This is a genomic window from Azospirillum agricola, assembly GCF_020005195.1.
Classification (GTDB): Bacteria; Pseudomonadota; Alphaproteobacteria; order Azospirillales; family Azospirillaceae; genus Azospirillum; species Azospirillum agricola.
In genome coordinates this window covers 1927220-1951038 of the sequence record NZ_JAIFZR010000005.1, presented here as the reverse complement: position 1 = coordinate 1951038, position 23819 = coordinate 1927220, and the positions used below count along the sequence as shown (strand labels likewise).

Genomic DNA, 23819 nt, shown 5'->3' with positions numbered 1-23819 from the left:
GGGCGTTCCCATCGAAAGCCGCGCCGTGACGCCACCTTCCCGCCCCATCCGCATCCACGGGCTTGCCGACGCGCTGGCCGCCGCCGCCGCCGCCGGGGCGCTGGGCCTGCCGCTGACGCTGGTCGCCGGCGGCTACGGCGGCGCACTCTGGCTGCTTGGCATCGCCGCCGCCGTGGAGCGCCAATGCCCCGGCGTCGCCGTCACCGCCGTGCTGGACTGCGGCGACCGCGCCGGCGAGGCGCAGGGCGCGCTGGCCGCCGGAATCCGCCACACGCTGTTCACCGGCCCGCCCGAGACCGCGGTCCGGCTGGCGGCGATCGCCGCCGGCCACGGCGCCACGCTGCTCACCGCCCTGCCCCCGGCCCTCGACCCACGGGGTATCCGGAACCGGGAAGCCGCCTGCCGGGCATGGCTTTCGTCGCAGGATGCCTGAGCGGAGGCGATACCGCTTTTTCGCCCCATGACGCCGCGCAAAGGTGGTGTAGGATTTGACATCACGAGCATGCGGTACCCACGCCCGGCCCGTCTCACCCCCTTCGATGGCCAAGCCCGATGCCCAGCACGATCGCCCTGCCGCCGGAGCCCGACACCGGCGAGACCGCCGCGCTTTCCGCCGAATCCCGCCTGCTGCATGGGCGCCAGGGCGGACGCGGCACGCCGTTTCCCGATCCGCAGGTGAAAAAGCTGCGCGGGCTGCGGCTGATCGCCCTATGGACGCTGCTGACGGCCGGCGCCTGGGCGGTGCTGGGCGGGGCCGGCTACGGCCTTTACGTCCTCGTGCATTCGATGCTTCTGTAACCTTTCCGTGATGCGCCCGCCATCCGGCCGATCCATCTCTTCGGCAGCCCCTTCGGCCGGGTGAACTAGGCTCTTCGGCGAGGCGAAAGGCCGCTTTACGACCCTCCCGCCGTTGCAAAGCGGGCCGCTCTGGGCTAAGACGGCGCCATTCCAGAAAAGCCCAGGGGAAGAGCCACAATGAAGCTCACTCGCCGCGTCAAAGACATTCTCGCCAACTACGAGAGCGACAATCCCGGCACCAAGGCGAACCTCGCCCGCATCCTGATGGAAGGCAAGCTGGGCGGCACCGGCAAGCTGGTGATCCTGCCCGTCGACCAGGGCTTCGAGCATGGCCCGGCCCGCAGCTTCGGCCCCAACGACGCCGGCTACGACCCGCACTATCACTACCAGCTCGCCATCGACGCCGGCTGCAACGCCTACGCCGCCCCCCTGGGCTCGCTGGAAGCCGGCGCCGGCACCTTCGCCGGCTCGATCCCGCTGATCCTGAAGATGAACAGCGCCAACAGCCTGTCCACCCAGAAGGAAGCCGCCGACCAGGCCGTGACCGCCTCGGTGCAGGACGCGCTGCGCATCGGCGCCTCGGCCATCGGCTTCACCATCTACCCCGGCTCCGACGCCATGTACTCCCAGTACGAGGAGTTCCGCGAGCTGTCGAAGGAGGCGAAGTCCTACGGCCTCGCCACCGTGCTGTGGTCCTACCCGCGCGGCGGCGCCGTCACCAAGGACGGCGAACTGGCGATCGACGTGATCGGCTACGCCGCCCACATGGCGGCCCTGCTCGGCGCCCACATCATCAAGGTGAAGCTGCCCTCGGCCCACCTTGAGCAGGCCGAGGCCAAGAAGGTCTACGAGTCCAAGCAGATCGCCATCGGCACCCAGGCCGAGCGCGTGAAGCACATCATGCAGTGCGCCTTCAACGGCCGCCGCATCGTGGTCTTCTCCGGCGGCGCCACCAAGGGCGAGGACGCGGTGTTCGAGGACGCCCGCGCCATCCGCGACGGCGGCGGCAACGGCTCGATCATCGGCCGCAACGCCTTCCAGCGCCCGCGCGAGGACGCCCTCAAGCTGCTCGACCGGATCATGAAGATCTACCAGGGCCGGGAGTAAGACTTGGCCAAGGGAAAGACGACGCAGGCGGAGCCCTCCGCCTGCCGCCTGTACCTCGTGACGCCGCCGGCCCTGGAGCCGGCGGCGTTCGCGCCGCTTCTGGCCGAGGCTCTCGACGCAGGCGACGTCGCCTGCGTCCAGCTTCGCCTGAAGGACTGTTCCGACGACGCGATCCGCCGCGCCTGCGACGCGCTGCGCCCGATCGCCCAGGAGCGCGAGGTCGCCTTCATCCTGAACGACCATCCGCGACTGGCCCGCGAGATGGGCTGCGACGGCGTGCATGTCGGGCAGAGCGACACGCCCTACCGCGACGCGCGCAAGATCATGGGCAGCGACGCCATCGTCGGCGTGACCTGCCACGACAGCCGCCACCTCGCCATGGTCGCGGCGGAGGATGGGGCCGACTACGTCGCCTTCGGGGCCTTCTTCCCGACGGACACCAAGGCCACGGAACACCACGCCGTGCCCGACCTGCTGCACTGGTGGGCCGAGCTGATGGAGGTTCCCTGCGTGGCCATCGGCGGCATCACCGCCGCCAACTGCGCGCCGCTGGTGTCGGCCGGCGCCGATTTCCTGGCGGTGGTCAACGCCGTCTGGGGCCATCCGGACGGGCCGGGAGCCGGCGTCCGGGCACTGAACGCCGCCATCGCCGCCGCCCCCAGCGGCTGGACCGTCTCCACCGACTTCTCCGCCGACCTCTCCGCCGGAATGTCCGCTGACGACGGGGAGACGAGCGCCGGCTGACAAGGCCGCGCCGATACGGACACATCATGGATCTGCTGACGCCCGAGATTCTGGGCACGCTGTTCGCCGTCGGTCTGCTCGCCGGCTTCGTCGACGCCATCGCCGGCGGCGGCGGGCTGCTGACCATCCCGGCGCTGCTCGCCGCCGGCATCACGCCGGCCGAGGCGCTGGCGACGAACAAGCTGCAATCGAGCTTCGGGTCTCTGTCGGCCACCATCAAGTTCGTCCGCCGGGGCGAGGTGCATCCCGGCGCCATGCGCACGATGATCGCCTGCACCTTCGTCGGGTCGGCGTTCGGCGCCATCCTGGTGCAGCTTCTCGATTCGAGTTTCCTGCGCGACGTCATCCCGATCCTGCTGATCGGCATCGCGCTCTATCTTCTGCTGTCGCCCAAGGCCGGCGACATGGACGCCCACCAGCGCATCGGCGAGCACGCCTTCGCCTTCTCGGTCGGCACCGGCATCGGCTTCTACGACGGCTTCTTCGGGCCGGGGACCGGCACCTTCTTCACCATCGCCTTCGTCTCGCTGCTCGGCCACAATTTGCGCAAGGCCACCGCCCACACCAAGGTGCTGAACCTGACCAGCAACATCGCGGCGCTGATCTTCTTCATCGTCGGCGGCCATGTGCTGTGGACGGTCGGGCTGCTGATGGGCGCCGGCCAGTACATCGGCGCCCAGCTTGGCGCCCACATGGTCATCCGCAACGGGGCGCGAATCGTGCGCCCGATGCTGATCGTCGCCTCCGTCGCCATCACCGCCAAACTGGTGTGGAGCGACGAGTACAACATCCTGCGCGAGGCCTTCGCCGCCCTGGCCGCCCTGTTCGCCTGAATCCCCGCCGCGCTTGCGCCTTCCGCGACCTCGTGACGCACGGACGTTGCGCGGAAGCATCAGTTTTTCCCGAAAACGAACTCCTTCAAACACAGCGGCTTGGCAAGCGCATCCTCGCGATTGCATTGTTTGTTGAACGAACTGATCGATAATCCGCAGCTCTTTACGTAAGCGTCAGTTTGTGTATCATAGCGTCAACAACACAATCTGGGGAAGGAACCAAATGCCCTTCGTGACGCTGAGAAACCGTCTGCTGACCGCGGCCGCCGCCATCGCCGTTGCGGCGCCGCTCGCCGCGCCGAACACCGCCGAGGCGGCCGGCTTCGCGCTGCGCGAGCAGAGCGTGTCGGGACAGGGCACCGCCTTCGCCGGCGTGACCGCGGGCGGCAACGGCGACGCCAGTTCGATGTTCTTCAATCCGGCGACCATGGGGCTGGTTTCGGGAACGCAGATCGTGCAGACCGCCACCGGCGTGATCATCGGCACCAAGGTGGACAGCGCCCGCGCGACCCGCGCGGCTCGGCTCGGCGGCACCGCGATCGGCGGCAACTCCAGCCCAGGCGACATCGGCCAAGACGCGCTGGTTCCCGCCGGTTACTTCGTCTATTCGGTCAACGACGACCTGAAGCTCGGCCTGTCGGCCAACGGCCCCTTCGGCCTCGTCACCGACTATGGCGACAACTGGATCGGCCGCTACCACGGCACCCGTTCCGACCTGCGCACCTACAACTTCACGCCCACCGTCTCCTACCGCGTTACCCCGGAGCTGACGCTGGGTGCCGGCGTGCAGATCCAGTACGCCAAGGCCAAGCTGTCGCAATCCTCGGACTTCGCGGTGCGTCTCGGCCGCACGCCGGGCTCGCTGGACGTCAACAGCGACGTGGTCGGCGACGACTGGGGCTGGGGCATGACCGCCGGCCTGCTCTACGAGCCGGTCAAGGGCACGCGCATCGGCCTCGGCTACCGCTCGGCCATCAAGCACCAGATCACCGGCGACATCAGCTTCACCGGCCTGCCGGCCGGCCTTGCCGGGCTGCTTCCGAAGCAGGGCGGCAGCGCCAAGCTGGTGACGCCGGACAGCGCCTCGCTCGGCCTCTACCACGAGGTGAACAGCAAATGGTCGGTGATGGGCGACGTCCAGTGGACCAACTGGTCGCGCTTCCATGAACTGCGCGTCGTCGCCGACAACCCGGCGCTGACCCAGCTGACCGAGGAGAAGTGGCGCGACACCTGGTTCTTCTCGCTCGGCACCGCCTACAAGGTGACGGACGACCTCACCCTGCGCGGCGGCGTCGCCTTCGACAAGGCCGCGGTCGACGTCGAGTACCGCACCTCCCGCATTCCCGAGCAGAACCGCTACTGGCTCTCGGTCGGCGCCGGCTACCGAGTCACCGAGAACATCCAGATCGATGCGGCCTACACCCACCTGTTCGTGCCGAAGACCTCGGTCCATCTGACCGACGATCTGACCGGGCCGGAGTCGGGGCGCGGCAACCTCGACGTCCGCTACTCGGGCGGCATCGACCTGATCGGCCTCCAGGCCAAGATCTCCTTCTGATCCGCAGCACGGACACCTGCCGAAAGCCGCCGGACGCCCGTCCGGCGGCTTTTCGCATGGTCATTTCCTGGCAACCACTTTCCCTGCCCGTCATGACCGGCCTTACACCAGTGGCACGGGGCCGGGCATGACGTCGCTTGGGGACGCGGAGCGAGCTCTCTGCGGATGGGCTCATCGCCATCCCGTCACCCTCTCGCGTCGGCCACCGGCAACCAGAGCACCTGCCCGATGTCCTCCGCCCCACTGCACAGCATCGCCAGCCGGTCAAAGCCCATGGCGATGCCGCTGCTCTCCGGCATGCCGTGCTCCAGCGCGGCGAGGAACTCCTCATCGACCGGAAAACGCTCGCCGTAGAGACGCTGCTTCAGCTCCATGTCCGCCTCGAAGCGGGCGCGCTGGACCGCCGCGTCGGTCAGTTCGCCGAAGGCGTTGGCCAGTTCCAGCCCGCAGGCGTACAGTTCGAAACGCTCGGCCAGACGGGGGTTCCCCGGCTTTGGCCGCGACAGCGCCGCCATGCACAGCGGGTAGTCGGTCAGCACGCAGGGCACGCCGGCGCCCAGATGCGGCTCGATGCGGTCGAACATGATGCGGAAGACGATGTCCTCCCAGCGGTCGCCGTCGTGCGGCGCGATGCCGATCCGCGCCGATTCCGCGGCCAGCGCCGCCGGATCGGGCTCGTGGCTGCCGTCGCAGGTCGCCATCAGGTCGATCCCGGCATATTCGAGGAAGGCATCCGGCACCGTCAGGATGCGCCACTCCTTGAAGGGATCGCACTCCATGCCGCGAAAGGCGAAGCGGCGGTGCCCGCCGGCTTCCGCCCCGCCGCGCAGCAGCTCCTGGCAGTCCCCGATCAGGCTGCGGTAGCCCTCCCCCGCCCGGTACCATTCCAGCATCGAGAATTCCGGCGCGTGGGTGCCCGACCGCTCGCCGTTGCGGTAGACGTGCGCCAGTTGCCAGAGGCGCGGCACACCGGCGACCAGCAGCTTCTTCATGGCGAATTCCGGGCTGGTGTGCAGGTACAGCCTGCGGCGGTCGTCGGGGTGCGGCCCCTGGAGGTCGGTCGCGAAAGCCTGGAGATGCGGCTCCATCCCCGGCGAGACCTGAAGCGCCGGGGTGTCGACCTCGACGAAGGCGTGCTCCTCGAAGAAGCGGCGGACCGCCCCGAGCACCCGCCCGCGCGCGGAGAGGAAGGGGCGGCGGCGGGCGAACTCGCGGGGATGCCAGGGGGGAAGCATGGAGGAAGACGGCATCGGACGGGCGACCTCGAAGGGGCGGCGGGACGGAACGCGAAAGCGCCGGCATCAGACCATCGGCGCCCCCGAACCGCAAGGGCCGGGCGCGGACGCGCGTCCGCCCTGCGAACAGGGTATCGCCGCCGGACGCGCCCTCCCTTCCCGGCCATCACCCGCCCGCGCAAAAGACAGGCATTTGTCCGAAATTTAGGGTGGAAGCCATTCAACGACCCTTCCATTCCACCCCCATCGGACGGAGAGCGGACAGATGGCCCTGCTGATCGGCAAGACCCTGGTGAACTGGCTTCAAGGCACCGCCGGCATCGACCTGATGATCGGCAACTCCGGGTTCGACTACATGGACGGCAAGGAGGGTGCCGACATCCAGATCGGGCTGGGCGGCGACGACGAACTGCGCGGCGGCTACGGCAACGACTGGCTGTTCGGCAACAGCGGCGACGACCTGCTGGACGGCAGCGCCGGGGCAGACGTGATGGTCGGCGGCAGCGGCAACGACATCTATTACTACGACAACCCGAGGGACCGCATCGTCGAGACGCTGTGGGGCGGCACCGACGAGGTCCGCGCCTGGATCGACGCCACCCTGCCCGACCAGGTGGAGAACCTGACGCTGCTCGCCAGCGCGACCAACGGTACCGGCAACGGCCTGAACAACGTCCTGACCGGCAACGGCTCGGACAACAGCCTGTCCGGTCTGGGCGGCGCGGACCGGCTGTTCGGCGGCGCCGGCAACGACACGCTGGACGGCGGCACCGGAGCCGACACGCTGATCGGCGGCACCGGCGACGACCTGCTGATCGGCGGCGCCGGAGCCGACCGCTTCGTGGCGGCCCCCGGCGGCGGCGCCGACATCGTGCAGGACTTCAGCTTCGCCCAGGGCGACCGCATCATGCTGACCGGCGGGCTGTCCTGGAGCGTGTCGGCGGACATCCAGGGGAACGCGCGGCTGTCCTTCGGTGACGGCGGCTCGATGACGCTGGCCGGCGTTTCGGCGAACCAGGTGAAGACCTCCTGGTTCCAGATCGCCTGAAAGCGGCGAAAACAACCGGGAATCATCCGAACGGAGCGGCGGGAACCCTTGCGCGGCGTTGCCTATGGCGGGTCAAGCTGCTACGGTCGCCGCCGCCCGTATCTTGGAAATCATGAGTAAGCCATGAAGGTCAACGCCAACACGATGCGCCCCGGCCATGTGCTGGAGCACAACGGAAAGCTCTGGGTCATCACGAAGACCGCCATCGTCCAGCCCGGCAAGGGCGGCGCCTTCATCCAGCTCGAAATGAAGGACGTGCGCACCGGCACCAAGTCGATCGAACGGTTCCGCACCCAGGAGACGGTTGAGCGGGCCCGCCTGGACGAGCATGAGATGACCTTCCTGTACGCCGAGGGTGACAGCTTCACCTTCATGGACAAGGAAAGCTTCGAGCAGGTCAGCATTCCGCGCGACATCATCGGCGAGCCGGCCGTCTTCCTCCAGGACGGCATGGAAGTCACCGTGCAGAGCCACGAGGGCAGCCCGCTCGGCGTCGAGATCCCCGGCAAGGTCACCCTGACCATCACCGAGTCCGACCCGGTGGTGAAGGGCCAGACGGCCTCCTCCTCCTACAAGCCGGCCAAGCTGGAGAACGGCGTCTCGATCCTGGTTCCGCCGCACATCGAGGCCGGCACCCGCGTCGTCGTCGACACCGCCACCGGCGAGTATGTCGAGCGCGCCAAGGACTGACCTTTTTCGGTTTGTCGCGATGCCACCGGCCCTCGCTTTCCGCGGGGGCCGGTGTATTCTTTTCCGGTTTCCGCACAGAACGGTACATTCACGGTCATGGCCACCCGCTCCGCTCTCATCAACGTGATGGTCCGCGCCGCCGAAAAGGCGGCCAAGGGTCTCGTCCGCGACTTCGGCGAGGTCGAACACCTCCAGGTGTCGCGCAAGGGCCCCTCGGACTTCGTGTCCAACGCCGACCTCAAGGCCGAGAAGCTCCTGCGCGAGGAGTTGCAGAAGGCGCGGCCCGACTTCGGCTTCCTGATGGAGGAGAGCGGCAGCAGCAAGGGCAGCGACGCCTCGTCGCGCTGGATCGTCGACCCGCTCGACGGCACGACCAACTTCCTGCACGGCCTGCCGCACTGGGCCATCTCCATCGCCATGGAGAAGAACGGCGAGATCCTCGCCGGCGTCGTCTATGAGCCGGTCGGCGACCAGATGTTCTGGGCCGAGAAGGGCCAGGGCAGCTTCATGAACCACCAGCGCCTGCGCGTCTCCGAGCGCCGCCGGCTGGAGGACTGCCTGCTCGCCACCGGCATTCCCTTCAAGGGGCGCGGCGACCACGCCGGCTTCCTCGCCGAGGCCGAGGCGGTGATGAAGGAGGTGGCGGGCATCCGCCGCTTCGGCGCGGCGTCGCTCGACCTCGCCTATGTGGCGGCCGGCCGCTTCGACGGCTATTGGGAGCGCGGGCTGGCCCCCTGGGACTCGGCGGCCGGCGCGCTGCTGGTGACCGAGGCCGGAGGCTTCGTCGGCGAGATCGGCGGCGGCCGCAACCCGGTGTTCGGCAACTCGATCCTGGCGACCAACTCCCACCTCCAGGTGCCGGTCACCCGGCTGCTGAAGGGTGCCGCCGACAAGCGCGCCGAGCCCGCCAAGGCGTAATATGCCCCGGCCCCAAGCCCATTGTCGCTGACGCGATCGATGGGCTATGGTTCCGGGGCCTCGGGTGTAAGTGGAATCATCGCCTTGGATCGTTGGGAATTTGCCGACCGCATGCGCCGCGCTGCGCCGATCCTGTTCGGACGCGCGGTCGCCCTGTGCACCCTGTGCGCCGGCACGGCCGTCGCGGCGGTTCCCCCGGTCAAGGCCGCCCCGGAACGGCTGACGCTGGAGAACGCGGCCCCCCTGCCCGTCCCGCCGCGCCCCAACCTCGGCTCCCAGAAACCCGTCAAGGCGCCACCCCGCTTCGTGACCCCGGTCCCGATGACCGCCCCGCCGCTGCCCGATCTGATCGAGGGGGCGGCCCAGCGCACGGCCCCGGCCCCCGGCAAGGCGCCGGCTCCGGCCGCGGCACCCGCCCCGCCCCCGGCCGTGGCGGCGACTCCGCCCTCCCCCGTTTCCCCCGCTCCGTCGCGAACGGAGACGGCCGCTCTTCCCCCTTCTCCCGACGCGGCACCCCCGGCGGCGAGTGCCACCCCCTCTGCTGTTTTGAGCCTTGTGTTCGATGGCGCCGCCACCAATCTGCCGGATGCGGCCGATGAGACGGTCGACCGGATCGTGCAGCGCCTGCGCGCCAGCGACACCGCACGCTTGCAGTTGCGCTCCTACGCCACCGGCACGAGCGAAACCGCCCGCGAGGCGCGTCAATTGTCGTTGGCCCGCGCCCTGTCGCTGCGCGAGCGGCTGACCGCCTTCGGGGTCCGCAGCAGCCGGATCGATGTCCGTGCGCTTGGCATCGACACCGGGAGCGGCGGCACCCCCGACCGCATCGATGTCGAGTTCCTCAACGAGTAGCATCGCCCAACGCAGAGGCCCGATGAGCGCAGCAATCGCCCCGATCCGACCGCTGGAGGTCTCCGCCCCGATGACACGCCCGGAACGCTTCCTGACCCGGATGATCCTGTTCCTGGTCGTGGTGGTGGCGGTGTGCGGGCTTCTGTTCCCGGCGCTGCGCTCCGCCTTCATGAACAACGCGCCGCTGAACGGCGTCATTCTCGGCACGCTGATCGCCGGCATCGTCTTCATCTTCCGGCAGGTGCTGATGCTGCGCCCGGAGGTCGAGTGGCTGGCCAAGTACCAGACCGGCGTCCCCGCCGCCAGCATGCAGGAGCCGGTGCTGCTGGCACCGATGGCCCGCATGCTGGGCGAGCGGCGCGGCCGGCTGATGCTGTCGGCGCTGTCGATGCGCTCGCTGCTCGACGGCATCGCCTCGCGGCTCGACGAATCGCGGGAGCTGTCGCGCTACCTGATCGGGCTTTTGATCTTCCTCGGCCTGCTCGGCACCTTCTGGGGCCTGCTGCACACGGTGCAGTCGGTCGGCGGCGTGATCGGCAGCCTGTCGGTGCATGGCGGCGACGTCGGCGCCATGTTCTCCAACCTCCAGCAGGGGCTGGAAGCGCCGCTGGTCGGCATGGGCACCGCCTTCAGCTCCTCGCTGTTCGGTCTGGCCGGCTCGCTGGTGCTGGGCTTCCTGGAGCTTCAGGCCAGCCAGGCCCACAACCGCTTCTTCCAGGATCTGGAGGACTGGCTGTCCACCGCCACCCGGCTGTCGAGCGGCGCGGCCGGCGGGCTGGAGACCGGCGACCACGGCGTCCCGGCCTACCTGCACGCCCTGCTGGAACAGACCGCCGAGAACATGGAGGCGCTTCAACGCACCGTGGCCAACGCCGAGGAAGGGCGCCGCGCCGCCAACGCCAACCTGATGGCGCTGACCGAGCGTCTGTCGACCCTGACCGACCACATGCGGGCCGAGCAGCAGCTCCTGCTGCGGCTGGGCGAGAGCCAGATCGAGATGAAGGCGCTGCTCGACCGGCTGTCAGAGGCGGCGATCGGCGGCTTCGACGACGCCTCGCGCCAGCATCTGCGCAACATGGACATCTATCTGGCCCGCATCGTCGAGGAATCCTCCAGCGGGCGCGTCCAGGCGGTGCAGGAAATCCGCAGCGAGATCAAGCTGCTCGCCCGCACCATCGCGGCGCTGGCCGAAGAGGCCGACCAGCCGCAGCGCTGACGTCGAGCGCCGACGTCCCAAGGCCCCCAACAAGGATCACCCCATGGCCAGCCTCAGCCGCCGCAACGGTCACCGCGACGCCAGCGCCTGGCCCGGCTGGGTGGACGCCTTGTCGTCGCTGGTGATGGTGGTCATCTTCCTGCTGATGGTCTTCGTGGTCGCCCAGTTCTATCTGGCCTCCGCCCTGACCGGGCGCGACGAGCAGCTCGTCGCGCTCAACCGCAAGGTCGCGGAGATGAACGACCTGCTGGCGCTGGAGCGCGAGGCCAACGCCGATCTGCGGGTCAACATCACCCAGCTCTCGACCGAGCTGCAAAGCTCCGTCGCCACGCGCGACGACATGACGGTCAGCCTGGGCCAGCTTCAGGAGGACCGCGACCGCACCGCCCGCGCCCTGGAGGAGCTTCAGCGCAACGTCCGCGTCGACCGCGAGAGCTTCGAGCTGAAGCTGAGGGAGATCCTCAGCCTCCAGAACGACATCAAGGCGTTGCGCGAGGCCCGGCAGAAGCTGGAGGGCGAGCTGGCCGCCGCCGCCGCCGCGACCAGGCTGACCGAGGAGCAGCGCCAAGCCCTGCTGGCCGAACTCGGCACCACGCGCGACCGCGCCAAGGCGCTGGAGACGCAGCTCGCCGAATCAGGCGAGAAGACGATGCTGGCGCAGAAGGAGATCGACCAGCGCGACATCCGCATCAGGGAGCTTCTGGCGTCGCTGGCCGGCGAGCAGGCGGAGGGCGGCAAGAGCCGCCAGCAGGTCGACATCCTGAACCAGCAGCTTTTGGCCTTGCGCGAACAGCTCGCCCGCATCGCCACCGTGCTGGAGGCGTCGGAGAAGGCGTCGGCCGAGCAGAAGGTGCAGATCGCCGAGCTGGGCGCGCGGCTGAACCAGGCGCTGGCCGCCAAGGTGCAGGACCTGTCGCGCTACCGCTCGGAGTTCTTCGGCCGGGTGCGCGAGGCGCTGGGCAGCCGTCCCGACGTGCGGATCGTCGGCGACCGTTTCGTCTTCCAGTCGGAGCTGCTGTTCCCGTCGGGCTCGGCGACGCTGGAGGAGGCCGGCAAGCAGCGGCTCGCCGATCTGGCGCGCACGTTGATCGAGGTCGGCAAGGCGATCCCCCCGGACATCAGCTGGGTGCTGCGGGTGGACGGCCACACCGACATCCGGCCGGTGCGCCTGCAATTCCCGTCGAACTGGGAGCTGTCCTCGGCCCGCGCCATCTCGGTGGTCAAGTACCTGATCGACCAGGGCATCCCGGCCGAACGTCTGGCCGCCGCCGGCTTCGGCGAGTTCCAGCCCCTCGACCCCGGCACCTCGGAGGAGGCGCTGTCGCGCAACCGCCGCATCGAGATCAAGCTCGATCAGAGGTGACTTGGGCAGGGGCGAGCGGGCGGCGGTGATCTGGCGTCGATCCAGCGTCCACCGGGGATCAGGGTTGTCCGGGCCTTAAGGAACCGCGCGACGCGCCTGGAGGTTTCCCTCTTACCGAACGAGGAGGAGGCCGTCATGAAAGCGATTGCTGCGTCATTGGCCGTTGCCGCGCTGGCCATGGGCTTGGCGAGCGTTCCGCAGGGTGCGGAGGCCAAGGGGTGCCTGAAGGGTGCCGCCGTCGGTGGGGCCGCCGGCCACATGGTCGGGTCCGGCCATGGCGTCGCCGGAGCCGCCGTGGGCTGTGTCGTCGGGCACCACGAGGCGAACAAGAAGGATGAGGCCAAGCAGCAGGCGGAAAGCCAGCAGCACCAGACGCCTCAGAACCAGACCGCCACGCCGCCGAGGAAGTAGGCGACGCTTTCCCGGTCATCACCCCGCCGCGCATCGTTGAGCGAACCGTCGCGTTCGCCCAACCCGCGCGGCGAGAGCATCAGGCGGCGCCCGTGGCGACCGCCACCGCGACGCCGCGCGCCTGCATCAGCTCGGCGCAGCGACGGACCAGGGTTTCGCCGGCATAGACCGCCCAACCGCTTTGGAAGCCGGCTTCCTCATATTGCAGCTCGACACGGCGACCGGAATGCTCCACGGCGTAACGGTGGGGGCTTTCTTTCGTCCAGATCGGCTTGATCGACATTTTGTCACCATATGTGGCGTTCAAACATGCCGAATTGTGCGGGATACCGGGTTAATGGCTGGTTAAGCCAATCGTCCTAGAACGGTACGAAATGGGGGTAGACCAGCTCTTCCGGCCGATCTTCCTACCCCTTCCACTCCTCGCGCAGCACCGCGTAGAGCACATGGTCGCGCCACGCCCCGTCAATGCGCAGGTAGCCGCGCGCGTAGCCTTCATGGGTGAAGCCGACCTTTTCCAGCAGGCCGCGGCTGGCGAGGTTGGTCGGCAGGCAGGCCGCCTCGATGCGGTGCAGCCCCAACTGTCCGAAGGCGAAATCCAGCATCAGCCGGGTGCCGCCGGACACGTAGCCGCGCCGGGCGTGACGCTGCCCGGCCCAATAGCCGAGCGTTCCCATCTGGGCGACGCCACGGCGGATGTTGGTAAGGCCAAGCCCGCCGACCAGCGCGTCGCTGTTGCGGTCGAAGATCAGGAAGCTGTAGCCCTCGTCGTCGCGCCATTCCTGGGCCTGACGCCGCAGCCGGCGCCCGAAGGCGGTGCGAGTCAGCGCATCCGTCGGCCAAGTCGGCTCCCACGGGGTGAGGAAGGCACGGGAGTCGGCGCGCAGATCGGCCCATTCGCGCCAGTCGCGCGGCAGCGGGGGCCGGATGTAGCAGGAAGGCCCGTCCAGCCGCATGGCCGGCGGGCTGATCAGGCCGCCGCCGAGCAGGCGGATCATGCCGACCACCCCGGACCCCATTCACGACGCCAACCCCTCGTCCGTTTCCCTCTTCCCCCCGGGGAAAGGGGTGGGGTAAGGGGGTTCCGCCTGCCGGACGCTCCACGCGACGCATCCCCCTCACCCCACCCCTCTCCCCGGGGGGGAAGGGAGAGGAAAGCGGGGAGGATGGAAAGGGAATGGACGGCGTTCCCATCGTCAGGCGAGGCGCTCCGCGATGCGGTCGTAGTCTTCCAGCCGGTCGATCGGGCCGAGCGCGGCGACGGTCGGACGGCTGCGGCGCAGACGCTGGGCGGCGTTCACCACCGAGGCGCGGTCCACCGCGTCGATCTTCGTCACGATCTCCTCGACCGGGATCGGGCGATCGTAGATCAGCAACTGTTGGCCGAGCTGCTCGCAGCGCGACATGGTGCTTTCCAGCGCCATCAACGTGCCGGCCTTCAACTGGGCGCGGGCACGGGCGACCTCGTCCTCGGTGACGTCCTCGCCGACCTTGGCCAGCTCGTCGCAGACGACCGGCACCAGCTCCGCCACCTCGTCCTCGCCAGTGCCGGCATAGACGCCGAACAGGCCGCCGTCGTGGTAGCCGCCGGTGAAGGTGTAGATGGAGTAGACCAGCCCGCGCTTCTCCCGAACCTCCTGGAACAGGCGGGACGACATGCCGCCGCCCAGCAGGGTCGACAGCACCGAATGGGCGTAGAAGTCGGGATCATGCACCCCGACCCCGTCGAAGCCGAGCACCAGATGCATCTGCTCCAGGTCGCGGGCCTCGCGGTAGTCGCCACCGGCGTAGCGCGCGGCCTCCGGCTTCGGCGGCGCCTGGTTCGGCAGGTCGCCGAACGCCTTGAAGGCGAGATCGACCATGCGGTCGTGCTCGATGCGGCCGGCGGCGGACAGCACCATGCCGGGCGCGCCGTAATGGCCGCCGATGTAGTCGACCAGCGCCTCGCGCGGCAGGCTGCCGACGATCTCGGACGAGCCCAGCACCGGCCGGCCGAGCGCCTGCCCCGGATAGGCGGTTGCCTGGAAATGGTCGAAGATGATGTCGTCCGGGGTGTCGGCGCTCTGGCCGATCTCCTGAAGCACGACCGTGCGCTCGCGCACCAGCTCCTCGGCGTCGAGCGCCGAATGCTGGATCATGTCGGCGAGGATGTCGAGCGCCAGCGGGGCATCCTCATGCAGAACCTTGGCGTAGTAGGCGGTCTGCTCGCGGGTCGTGTAGGCGTTGAGCTGCCCGCCGACATTCTCGATCTCCTCGGAGATGCGGAAGGCCGAGCGGCGCGCGGTGCCCTTGAACAGCATATGCTCGACGAGATGGGCCACGCCGTTGACGCTGGCCGCCTCGTTGCGGGTTCCCACCCCGACCCAGCAGCCGAGCGAGACGGACTGCACATCGGGCATGGTGTCGGTCGCGACACGCAGCCCGTTGGGCAGTGTCGTCACACGGATGGTCATGCGGCCTCCTGGGCGGCGCGGGCGCGGGCGGCGACGAACTCCTGAACGGCCGCAACCTCGTTGGGCAGTTCGGACAGTCGCTCCTCGCGCTCATAAAGGTCGGAAAGGCGGGGCGGCAGCGGCGGCCGGCGGCCGGTCGCCTTCTCCACCGCGTCGGGGAACTTGGCGGGGTGCGCGGTGGCGAGCACCACCATCGGGATGGCCGGGTCGAGCGGGTCGGCCTTGGCGGCGGCGACGCCGACCGCCGTGTGGGGGTCGAGCAGATAGCCGCTTTCCTCCCAGGTGGCGGCGACGGTCGCCATGGTGGCGTCCTCGTCGACCCGGTGGCCGGAGAAGACCGCCAGCGCGTCGGCGAGCTGCGCCTCGGTGACGGCGAACTTGCCCTCGGTCCGGAAACGGTTCAGCGCGTCCGTCACCGCGGCGCCGTCGCGGCCCAGCAGGTCGAACAGCAGCCGCTCGAAGTTGGAGGAGATCTGGATGTCCATGCTGGGACTCAAAGTAGGCACGACCGGCGCCGCGGACATGGTGCCGCTCGCAAAAAAGCGTGCCAGGATGTCGTTGGAGTTCGAGCCCACCACCAGCTTCTCGATCGGCAGCCCCATCGCCCGCGCGCCGTAGGCGGCGTAGACATTGCCGAAATTGCCGGTCGGCACGGTGAAGGCGATCTTGCGGTCGGGCGCGCCCAGAGCCACGGCGGCGGTGAAGTAATAGACGACCTGGGCCATGATGCGCGCCCAGTTGATCGAGTTCACCGCCGACAGGCCCATCCGGTCGCGGAAGTCCGTGTCGTTGAACAGCGCCTTCACGATGTCCTGGCAATCGTCGAAGGTGCCGTGGACCGCGACGTTGTGGACGTTGGAGGAGAGCACGCTGGTCATCTGCCGGCGCTGCACCTCGGACGTGCGGCCCTTCGGGTGCAGGATGAAGATGTCGACGTTCTGGCGGTCGCGGCAGGCCTCGATGGCCGCCGAGCCGGTGTCGCCGGAGGTGGCGCCGACGATGGTCACCCGCTGGCCGCGCTTGGCCAGCACATGGTCGAACAGGCGGCCGAGCAGTTGCAGCGCCACGTCCTTGAAGGCCAGCGTCGGCCCGTGGAACAGCTCCAGCACCCAGTTGCGCTGGTCGAGCTGGACCAGCGGGGTCACTGCCCCATGGTCGAAGGCGGCGTAGGCGTCCTTGACGATGGCGCGGAACGCGTCCTCGGCGATGGCGCCGCCCAGGAAGGGCAGCATCACGCGGACGGCGATCTCGCTGTAGGGCAGCCCGCGCAGGCTCCGGATTTCGTCGGCCGAGAATTGCGGCCAGCTCGCCGGCACATAGAGGCCGCCGTCGCGGGCCAGCCCGGCCAGGAGAACGTCCTCGAAACCCAGAACCGGGGCCGCGCCCCGCGTGCTGACGTACTGCACTTGTCCACTCCGTCCGATGAGGAAGGCATAGTTAGCGAGGCGGCCCCGCGCGCGCAAGCGGCGCGGGCACCAAGCATAAGTCAAAGACGGGACCGGGCAAGAAAAAGCCCCCCGCCCTTGCGGACGGGGGGCCATGCGCTCACCGCGCTACGCCTTCCGTGGCCTGTCGGCCTCCGATCGTCAGACCAGGGCCGGGTCGCCGTCGTGATGGAGGGTATGGAGCTGCGCCGCCTCGAAGGCCGCCAGATCGCCCGCCGTCGTCGTGCCGTGGGTGTCCGCCGCGACCGAGGCCGCCGAGGTGTCGGCCGCGTTGGCCTGCGCCACCGTGTGCGCCCAGACATCGGTCTGGCCGGCGCCGTGATCCGCCGTCGCATCGAGCGAGGCCGAGGCCGCCTTCGGCGCGCCGCCGCCGCCGGCGAACAGGCCGGGCTTCACGGCGTTCATCTTGGTCCAGTCGACGCTGGTCCAGTCGTCCTTCAGGATGCCGCCGGTGTCGCCCGAGTTCGGGTTCCACGACCAGTAGGTCCAGCTCGCTCCCTGCTTGCCGGCGCCGAGGTCGTTGGTGCCGTTGCCGTCGAAGTCGCCGTTCATGTACTGGATCAGCTTGGCGATGTACTGCTGGTCCTGCTGGGTGTCGAGCTTGCCGCCGAACTCGCCGACCAGCACCGGATGCTTGTTCTCCTTCAGCATCCAGCCCCAGTTGTCGTTGTAGACCTCCGGCAGGTTGTTCGGATAGTCCTCGTCGTTGAACCAGCTCATCTGGTGGATCGACGGGCCGTAGGAGTGGACCGAGTAGACCAGCTTGTCCGGCGTGTTGAACTCGATGCCGTGCTCCTTGGCACCACGCAGGTTGCCGCCCCACCATTCCCAGCTGTCGCCCTGGATCTCGACGCCCTCGACCATCAGCAGCCAGTCCTTGTTGACGGTCTGGATGGCGTTGCCGATGCGCTCGGCGGCGGCGGCCCAGTCGGTGGCCTGGTTGCCGTCGCCCCAGGTGGCCTGACCGTGCGGCTCGTTGTGCAGGTCGGCGCCGACCACCGTGTCGTTGCCGGCGTAGCGGGTCGCCAGCATCTTCCAATTCTCGATCATCTTCGACTCCGGGTACTTGTCCGTGTACCAGAGCCCGTTCTCGTTGGCCGAGGCGCCATCGTCCGAACGGTGGTGGTCGAGGATGACCTTCAGGCCGATGCGGCCGGCGTAGTCGATGATCTTGTCGAAGACCTCCAGCGTGGTCTTGCCTTCGAGGTCAGGATTCTTGGAATAGTCGATGCCCGTCGGCTTGCGGTCGCCGTCGAGCATCGCATCGCTCCACGGCAGACGGATGGTGTTGAACCCGAGGGTCTTCATCTGGTCCATCATGTGCCAGTAGCCCTTGGTGTCCATCCCGTTCGGGTTGAAGGCGTAGCCCTCCGCCCCGAACCAGTTGACACCCGTAAGCTTCACATTCTGACCCGAGGAATCAACGATCTGGTTGCCATCCGTGTGCAGGAAGCCCTTGGCGATGCTCATGGTGCGAAATCTCGTTGCCGTTTGCGTTGGGCAGAGATTGGCCGGTTATGGTTAACGAGACATTACCAGTATTCGCCTCGTTTCCGGCGAGCATCGCCGCGCTGTGACCAAATCCGGCCCGAAGTCGCGAAAGAATTGATTAAGATGTGCGGTGAAAGCGGCATGGCCTCTTGGATGGGGGCGTTTCGGTAAAATTTTAAGTTAATGGGATGGACCGTCTATGATGGATTAGATCTCACCCGTTTTTGCAAAGAAGTTTTTTGAATTCTTGGAGATCGGGGAGTGAAAGGCGGCCCCGATGGGCTCGGAGACCGGAAGCGACACCACCTCAACGATAAAAAAAAGCCCCTCTTCCAAGGGGAAGAAGGGCTTTTGGATTCAAATGGACTGGAGAGGGTCCGTCGGCACTCACCCCAGATAGCGCGTCTCCAGATGCCGCTTGAACACCGACGCGTCGAGCGGCCGGCCGGTGGCCGCCGTCAGCAGCTCGTCGCCGGACGCGTGCAGGCACCCCGTCTCGTGGACGTTCACCCGCAGCCACGCGGCCAGCGGCGCGAACTCGCCGCGCGCCAGGGCGGGGACGATCTCGGGATCGGCACGGCGCGCGGCATCGAACAACTGCGCCGCCGTCATGGCGCCCAACGTGTAGCTCGGGAAATAGCCCCATCCGCCGCCCGGCCAGTGGATGTCCTGCAAACAGCCGCGCCGGTCGTCGGGCGGCACCACGCCCACCAGTTCGGCCATGCCGTCGTTCCAGGCGCCCGGCAGGTCGGCCAGCGCCAGATCGCCGGCGATCATCGCCTTCTCCAACCGGTAGCGCAGGATGACGTGCGCCGGGTAGGTCACCTCGTCGGCCTCGACGCGGATCAGGCCGCGTTCGACCCGGCTGTACAGGCGCCGCAGGTTGGCGGCCTCCCAGGCCGGCCCCTCGCCGCCGAAGGCCTCGCGCGCCACCGGGGCCAGCCAGGTCAGGAACTCGGCGGAGCGGCTGGCCTGCATCTCCATGATGAGCGACTGGCTCTCATGCACCGCCATGCCCCGAGCCTGCCCCACCGGCTGCGTCAGCCAGGCGCGCGGCCGGTTCTGTTCGTAGAGCGCGTGGCCGGTTTCGTGCAACACGCCCATCAGCGCGTTGGCGAAATCCCCCTCGTCGTATCGGGTGGTGATGCGGACGTCGTCGGTGGCGCCGCCGCAGAAGGGATGCAGCGACACGTCCAACCGGCCGCGGCGGAAGTCGAACCCCATCCGCTCCATCATCCGCACGCCGAGCGCCCGCTGGGTCTCGACCGGGAACGGGCCGGTGGGCCGGATCGGCGGCGGCTCGGCGGCCTGCCTGTCGAGAACGCGGCCGATCAGGTCGGGCAGGAAGGACGCCAGATCGGCGAACACCATGTCGATGCGCTCGGCCCGCGCGCCGGGATCGTGGGCGTCGAGCAGCGCGTCGTAGGGCGACACGCCCAGCACGCCGCCCAGCGCCTCGGCCCCCTCGCGGACACGGGCCAGCACCTCGGTCAGCGAGGGCAGCAGCGCCGCGAAATCGCTGTCGGCCCGCGCGCCGCGCCACGTCATCTCGCAGACCGACACGGCCTTGCTGGTCGCCTCCACCAGATCGGCCGGCACGGCGGTGGCGTGGACGTAGTTGCGGCGCATCTCGCGCAGATTGGCGCGCTGCCACGCGTCGAGAGCGCCGTCCGTCTCCGCTTCCGCCAGCAGGTCGCCGATGCGGGGATCGGTCGCCATCTCGTGCGCCAGCACCGACAGGGTCGCGGTCTGCTCGGCGCGGCCGTCGTTGGCGCCCTCCGGCATGATCGTCTGCGTGTCCCAGCCGAGAATGCCCAGCGCGTCGCCGATGGCGGCGATGCGGGCGTAGCGGCGTTCAAGCTCCCGATAAGCGGTCATGCGTCGGCCCATCCGTTCTCGTGTCGGCGCGTCTGCGCTGCGACAGCAGGTAGACCGCCACGAGCGTGGCCGCAAGCCCGTACCAGGTCAAAGCGTATTGCAGGTGGTTGTTGGGAAGCTCGACGCGCGGCTCGATCCCGGCCGGCAGCCCGCCGGGGACCTGACCCGGCAGCGCCTCGACGATCACGGGGGCCAGCACGGGGGCGACGGCTGGCAGCCCCAGCGCCGCCGCCATCGCCGGCGGATCGGCGCGCAGCCAGACCTCGGCGCCGGGACTGTTGCCGGGTTGGAACAGGCCGGCCGGCTGCGGCAGGCGGACGATCCCCCGCAGCGAGGTCTCGCCCTCGACACGGCCGGCGGCGCGGGACGCCGGATCGCGCCTGTCCATCGGAACGAAGCCGCGGTTGACCAGCACCACCCCGCCGTCGGCGCGCTGAAGCGGGGTCATCACCTCGTAGCCCGCCTGCCCCTGGCGGGGCCGGGCGAGCAGCAGCAGATCCTTGTCGTTCAGGAAACGCCCGCTCACCGTGACCGGACGGAACTCCCAGGCGGCGGGATCCTCCAGCACGGCCGGAAGCGGCGCGGGGGCCGCGGACACGCGCTCCCGCACCCGCTCCATCAACTCGGCCTTCCAGCCCATGCGCTGGAGCTGCCACGTCCCCAGCCCCAGCATGAGCGCGACGGCGAGGAAGGTCATCAGCGTCGCCGGCAGCGACGGGCGGAAACGGCGGGTCGCGCTGGTCATCGGGCTATTCGAGTTCGCTGCGGCGGTAACGGTACTGCAAGGCAATAACATAGGCCTTGGCCGGCCGCAGCATGCCGAGCGTCAGGCCGATCACCACGACGCTCCAGACGATGGCGTGCAGCCACAGCGGCCACTCCACCGTCATCGACACCCAGAGCGCGACGGGCACCACCAGGAAACCAAGGATGAAGATCAGGAAGACGGCGGGACCGTCGCCGCTGTCGACCTTCGCCAGATCGAGGCCGCAGACATCGCAGCGCTCCGCGACATCCAGATAGCCTTTGAACAGCCGCCCCCGGCCGCAGCGCGGGCACGCGCACCGCATGCCCGCCGCGAAAGGGGTGACGTTCGGATGGAACCCGCTCACCCGACCGGGCCTCAGTGGGCGACGGTGCCGCCGTGGCTGCCCCACCAGTAGACCGACACGAACAGGAACAGCCAGACCACGTCGACGAAGTGCCAGTACCAGGCCGCCGCCTCGAAGCCGAAATGGCTCTGCGGGGTGAAGTGCCCCTTGATGGTGCGGATCCAGCAGACGATCAGGAAGACGGTGCCGACGAACACATGGAAGCCGTGGAAGCCGGTCGCCATGTAGAAGGTCGAGGGGAAGATGCCGTCGGTGAACTTGAAGGTGGCGTGGACGTACTCGTAGATCTGGAAGAAGGTGAACAGCACGCCGAGCAGGACGGTCAACCCCAGCGCCTTGGCCGCGTCGCGGTTCTTGCCCTCGATGATGGCGTGGTGCGCCCAGGTGACGGTGACGCCCGACAGCAGCAGGGTCAGCGTCATCATCAGCGGCATGTGGAAGGCCGAGATGACCTCGATGGTCGGCGGCGGCCAATGGGCGTCGGGGTTCAGCGGCGACGCCTTGGGGAACAGCGCCGCGTCGAAGAAGGCCCAGAAGAAGGCGGCGAAGAACATCACCTCCGAGGCGATGAACAGCGCCATGCCGTAGCGCAGGCCGATCTTCACCACCGGGGTGTGGGCCTTCTCCGTCACCGCCTCGTGGATGACCGCGCGCCACCAGCCGAACATCACGCCGAGGATGGCCAGCACGCCCAGGATCATCAACAGCTTGCCGCCGCCGTGCATGTACACGACCAGACCGGTCGCCAGCAGGCCGCCGGCGAAGGCGCCGAGCAGGGGCCAGGGGCTGGGCTTCAGCAGGTGGTAGGGATGCGGGATGCCGCCGCCCGCGGCATGGGCATGCGGCTGGGCTGGCGGTTCAACGTGCGGCACTTGCCCGTGGGTGATGTCGGCCATCGTCTCTCTACCCCAATGGTTCAGTTTGTGGCGGTCGCGCCGGGCGCCGCCTTTTGATTGCTTCCCTGGTTCGCCCGTTGCGCCAGGACGGCGTCGCTGTCCTTGGCGCGGAAGAAGGTGTAGGACAGCGTGATGGTGGTGACGTCCGCCATGTTGGGATCGTCGTTCATCGCCGGATCGACGAAGAAGGCGACCGGCATGTCCACCGCCTGTCCGGGCTGGAGCACCTGCTCGGTGAAGCAGAAGCATTCCAGCTTGTTGAAATAGCGCCCGGCCTTGTCCGGGGTGACGTTGTAGACCGCCGTGCCGACCGTCGGCTTATCCGCCCGGTTCTCCGCCCGGTAGGCGGCGAGCCCGGTCTCGCCCAGCTTCAGCACCATGTCCTTCTGCTCCGGCCGGAAGGACCAGGGCAGCGCGGTGTTGGTGTCGGCGTTGAAGCGGACCGTGATCTTGCGGTCGAGGGTCGTCGCCGCGGCGGCGTCCGCCCGCATGGTCGTACCGCCGAAGCCGGTGACCGCGCAGAACAGCGAATAGAGCGGCACCGACGCGTAGGCCAGCCCGACCATGCCGAACACCAGCCCGAACAACGACGACAGGATGACGAGGTTGCGGCGGCGGAGCTTGTCGTTCATCGCGGTCCTCATCCCTCTGGTTTCGACGGCGGCTGGACGGAAGCGCCTGGACGGGGGCGGCTAGTGCCCCACGCCCATGCGCACGACGGTGATGGCATAGAACAGCACGGCCAAGGCCAGCAGCGCCGCCAGCACGGCGTAGTTGCGCCCGCGCAGCCGCCGGGCGCGCTCATCAGCCTGCCGCTTGACGGCCTGCCGCTTGACGGCCTGCTCGGGAATCTCGCGGTCCATGACGGTCATGCCCCACCTCCGAGGACGAGCCGCTCGCCGATCATCAGGGCGAACAGCAGGAACAGGTACAGGATCGAAAAGCCGAACATCTTCTTGGCCGGACCGTCGTCGGTGGCGCGCAGCACGCGCACGGCGCAGCCGACGAACATCAGACCCAGCACGCTCGACGCGGCCAGATAGACCGGCCCGGCGATCCCGACGAAGTAGGGTGCCGCGGCCACCGGCAGCAGCACCAGCGTGTAGAGCAGCATCTGCCGCTTGGTGGAGTCCGGCCCGGCGACCACCGGCATCATCGGCACGCCGGCCCGCGTGTAGTCGCCGTTGCGGAACAGGGCCAGCGCCCAGAAATGCGGCGGCGTCCACAGGAAGATCAGCGTGAACAGCAGGATGGCGGGCAGTTCCACGCCACCCGTCACCGCTGCCCAGCCGATCATCGGCGGGAAGGCGCCGGCCGCGCCGCCGATCACGATGTTCTGCGGCGTGCGGCGCTTCAGCCCCATGGTGTAGACGAAGACGTAGTAGCCGATGGTCATTGCCAGCAGCGCCGCCGCCGTCCAGTTCACCGCGATGCCCATCACCAGCGTCGACAGCGCCGACAGGGTGACGCCGAAGCCCAGCGCCTCGTCGGCGCCGACCCGGCCCGACGGAATCGGGCGCTTGGCGGTGCGCGTCATCACCGCGTCGATGTCGCGGTCGTACCACATGTTGATGGCGCCGGAGGCACCCGCCCCCACCGCGATGCACAGCACGGCGACCGCGCCGATCAACGGGTGGATATGGCCGGGCGCTAGCACCAGACCGGCCAAGCCCGTGAACACCACCAGCGACATGACCCGCGGTTTCAGCAGCTCGATGTAGTCGCCGGCGGAGGCGCCGGGAACCCGTTCAAGCGTCACATCGGTCATCGT

The 23819-nt window shown here is 68.7% G+C and carries 26 protein-coding genes; 13 read left to right on the top strand and 13 right to left on the bottom strand.

Going from position 1 to position 23819, the window contains the following annotated elements:
• Nucleotides 1–25: 25 nt before the first annotated feature.
• The 6 genes from JN22_RS24245 (at nucleotide 26) to JN22_RS24220 (ending at nucleotide 5040) form a co-directional block, all read left to right on the top strand.
• Nucleotides 26–433 (top strand): hypothetical protein, encoded by a 408-nt coding sequence (locus tag JN22_RS24245; RefSeq protein WP_085556331.1) that lies wholly within the window; start codon nucleotides 26–28, stop codon nucleotides 431–433.
• 119 nt (nucleotides 434–552) lie between these two features.
• Nucleotides 553–798, top strand: coding sequence for a hypothetical protein (locus JN22_RS24240; RefSeq protein WP_085556330.1), 246 nt, complete (start codon nucleotides 553–555; stop codon nucleotides 796–798).
• A gap of 177 nt (nucleotides 799–975) precedes the next feature.
• Nucleotides 976–1905: a class I fructose-bisphosphate aldolase gene (locus JN22_RS24235; RefSeq protein ID WP_085556329.1), complete on the top strand. Its 930-nt coding sequence runs from the start codon at nucleotides 976–978 to the stop codon at nucleotides 1903–1905.
• A 3-nt stretch (nucleotides 1906–1908) separates the two neighbouring features.
• Nucleotides 1909–2649: a thiamine phosphate synthase gene (gene thiE, locus JN22_RS24230; RefSeq protein WP_085556328.1), complete on the top strand. Its 741-nt coding sequence runs from the start codon at nucleotides 1909–1911 to the stop codon at nucleotides 2647–2649.
• Nucleotides 2650–2675: 26 nt separating this feature from the next.
• A complete protein-coding gene (locus JN22_RS24225) occupies nucleotides 2676–3482 on the top strand; it encodes a TSUP family transporter (RefSeq protein WP_085556327.1) in 807 nt (268 codons plus the stop codon).
• Nucleotides 3483–3705: 223 nt separating this feature from the next.
• Entirely contained in the window at nucleotides 3706–5040 is a 1335-nt protein-coding gene (locus JN22_RS24220) for an OmpP1/FadL family transporter (RefSeq protein WP_085556326.1), read from the top strand.
• Between the two features lie 185 nt (nucleotides 5041–5225).
• On the opposite strand, the gene epmA is transcribed toward JN22_RS24220, so the two are convergent.
• Nucleotides 5226–6290 carry an EF-P lysine aminoacylase EpmA gene (gene epmA, locus JN22_RS24215; protein ID WP_085556325.1) on the bottom strand — a complete coding sequence of 355 codons (1065 nt, stop codon included), beginning with the start codon at nucleotides 6288–6290 and terminating at the stop codon, nucleotides 5226–5228.
• A 250-nt stretch (nucleotides 6291–6540) separates the two neighbouring features.
• Here epmA and JN22_RS24210 point away from each other — a divergent pair, with 250 nt between their 5' ends.
• From JN22_RS24210 to JN22_RS24180, 7 genes are all read left to right on the top strand, one after another.
• Nucleotides 6541–7323: a calcium-binding protein gene (locus tag JN22_RS24210; RefSeq protein WP_085556324.1), complete on the top strand. Its 783-nt coding sequence runs from the start codon at nucleotides 6541–6543 to the stop codon at nucleotides 7321–7323.
• A 123-nt stretch (nucleotides 7324–7446) separates the two neighbouring features.
• The gene (gene efp, locus JN22_RS24205) at nucleotides 7447–8013 is read left to right on the top strand and encodes an elongation factor P (protein WP_085556323.1); all 567 of its coding nucleotides are present in this window, start codon (nucleotides 7447–7449) and stop codon (nucleotides 8011–8013) included.
• A gap of 96 nt (nucleotides 8014–8109) precedes the next feature.
• Complete coding sequence (locus JN22_RS24200) at nucleotides 8110–8931, top strand: inositol monophosphatase family protein (RefSeq protein WP_085556322.1); 822 nt, start codon at nucleotides 8110–8112, stop codon at nucleotides 8929–8931.
• Nucleotides 8932–9042: 111 nt separating this feature from the next.
• Nucleotides 9043–9783: an OmpA family protein gene (locus tag JN22_RS24195; protein WP_085556321.1), complete on the top strand. Its 741-nt coding sequence runs from the start codon at nucleotides 9043–9045 to the stop codon at nucleotides 9781–9783.
• Between the two features lie 22 nt (nucleotides 9784–9805).
• Nucleotides 9806–10999 (top strand): DNA repair protein RecN, encoded by a 1194-nt coding sequence (locus JN22_RS24190; protein WP_085556320.1) that lies wholly within the window; start codon nucleotides 9806–9808, stop codon nucleotides 10997–10999.
• Between the two features lie 43 nt (nucleotides 11000–11042).
• Nucleotides 11043–12362: a peptidoglycan -binding protein gene (locus JN22_RS24185; protein WP_085556319.1), complete on the top strand. Its 1320-nt coding sequence runs from the start codon at nucleotides 11043–11045 to the stop codon at nucleotides 12360–12362.
• A gap of 135 nt (nucleotides 12363–12497) precedes the next feature.
• Entirely contained in the window at nucleotides 12498–12773 is a 276-nt protein-coding gene (locus tag JN22_RS24180) for a hypothetical protein (RefSeq protein WP_085556318.1), read from the top strand.
• A gap of 79 nt (nucleotides 12774–12852) precedes the next feature.
• On the opposite strand, the gene JN22_RS24175 is transcribed toward JN22_RS24180, so the two are convergent.
• The 12 genes from JN22_RS24175 to cyoE all read right to left on the bottom strand — a co-directional run bounded on the left by JN22_RS24175 (nucleotide 12853) and on the right by cyoE (nucleotide 23816).
• The gene (locus tag JN22_RS24175) at nucleotides 12853–13056 is read right to left on the bottom strand and encodes a hypothetical protein (RefSeq protein ID WP_085556317.1); all 204 of its coding nucleotides are present in this window, start codon (nucleotides 13054–13056) and stop codon (nucleotides 12853–12855) included.
• A 124-nt stretch (nucleotides 13057–13180) separates the two neighbouring features.
• On the bottom strand, nucleotides 13181–13771 hold the full coding sequence (locus JN22_RS24170) for a GNAT family N-acetyltransferase (RefSeq protein WP_085557328.1): 591 nt from the start codon (nucleotides 13769–13771) through the stop codon (nucleotides 13181–13183).
• 198 nt (nucleotides 13772–13969) lie between these two features.
• Complete coding sequence (locus tag JN22_RS24165) at nucleotides 13970–15226, bottom strand: M16 family metallopeptidase (protein ID WP_085556316.1); 1257 nt, start codon at nucleotides 15224–15226, stop codon at nucleotides 13970–13972.
• The gene (gene thrC / locus JN22_RS24160; RefSeq protein ID WP_085556315.1) at nucleotides 15223–16632 is read right to left on the bottom strand and encodes a threonine synthase; all 1410 of its coding nucleotides are present in this window, start codon (nucleotides 16630–16632) and stop codon (nucleotides 15223–15225) included. The genes JN22_RS24165 and thrC overlap by 4 nt, the downstream gene beginning before the upstream one ends.
• A 180-nt stretch (nucleotides 16633–16812) precedes the next feature.
• Nucleotides 16813–18141 (bottom strand): glycoside hydrolase family 5 protein, encoded by a 1329-nt coding sequence (locus JN22_RS24155; protein ID WP_085556314.1) that lies wholly within the window; start codon nucleotides 18139–18141, stop codon nucleotides 16813–16815.
• 408 nt (nucleotides 18142–18549) lie between these two features.
• A complete protein-coding gene (locus JN22_RS24150; RefSeq protein WP_085556313.1) occupies nucleotides 18550–20040 on the bottom strand; it encodes a carboxypeptidase M32 in 1491 nt (496 codons plus the stop codon).
• Nucleotides 20018–20785 carry an SURF1 family protein gene (locus JN22_RS24145; RefSeq protein ID WP_085556312.1) on the bottom strand — a complete coding sequence of 256 codons (768 nt, stop codon included), beginning with the start codon at nucleotides 20783–20785 and terminating at the stop codon, nucleotides 20018–20020. The genes JN22_RS24150 and JN22_RS24145 overlap by 23 nt, the downstream gene beginning before the upstream one ends.
• A 4-nt stretch (nucleotides 20786–20789) precedes the next feature.
• Entirely contained in the window at nucleotides 20790–21110 is a 321-nt protein-coding gene (locus JN22_RS24140; RefSeq protein ID WP_085557327.1) for a DUF983 domain-containing protein, read from the bottom strand.
• A gap of 53 nt (nucleotides 21111–21163) precedes the next feature.
• Complete coding sequence (locus tag JN22_RS24135; RefSeq protein ID WP_085556311.1) at nucleotides 21164–22048, bottom strand: cytochrome c oxidase subunit 3; 885 nt, start codon at nucleotides 22046–22048, stop codon at nucleotides 21164–21166.
• Nucleotides 22049–22068: 20 nt separating this feature from the next.
• The gene (locus tag JN22_RS24130; protein ID WP_143268397.1) at nucleotides 22069–22680 is read right to left on the bottom strand and encodes a cytochrome c oxidase assembly protein; all 612 of its coding nucleotides are present in this window, start codon (nucleotides 22678–22680) and stop codon (nucleotides 22069–22071) included.
• Nucleotides 22681–22740: 60 nt separating this feature from the next.
• Complete coding sequence (locus tag JN22_RS24125) at nucleotides 22741–22920, bottom strand: hypothetical protein (protein WP_085556309.1); 180 nt, start codon at nucleotides 22918–22920, stop codon at nucleotides 22741–22743.
• Nucleotides 22917–23816 (bottom strand): heme o synthase, encoded by a 900-nt coding sequence (cyoE, locus tag JN22_RS24120; RefSeq protein ID WP_085556308.1) that lies wholly within the window; start codon nucleotides 23814–23816, stop codon nucleotides 22917–22919. Before cyoE ends, JN22_RS24125 begins: the two co-directional genes overlap by 4 nt.
• Nucleotides 23817–23819 lie beyond the last annotated feature (3 nt).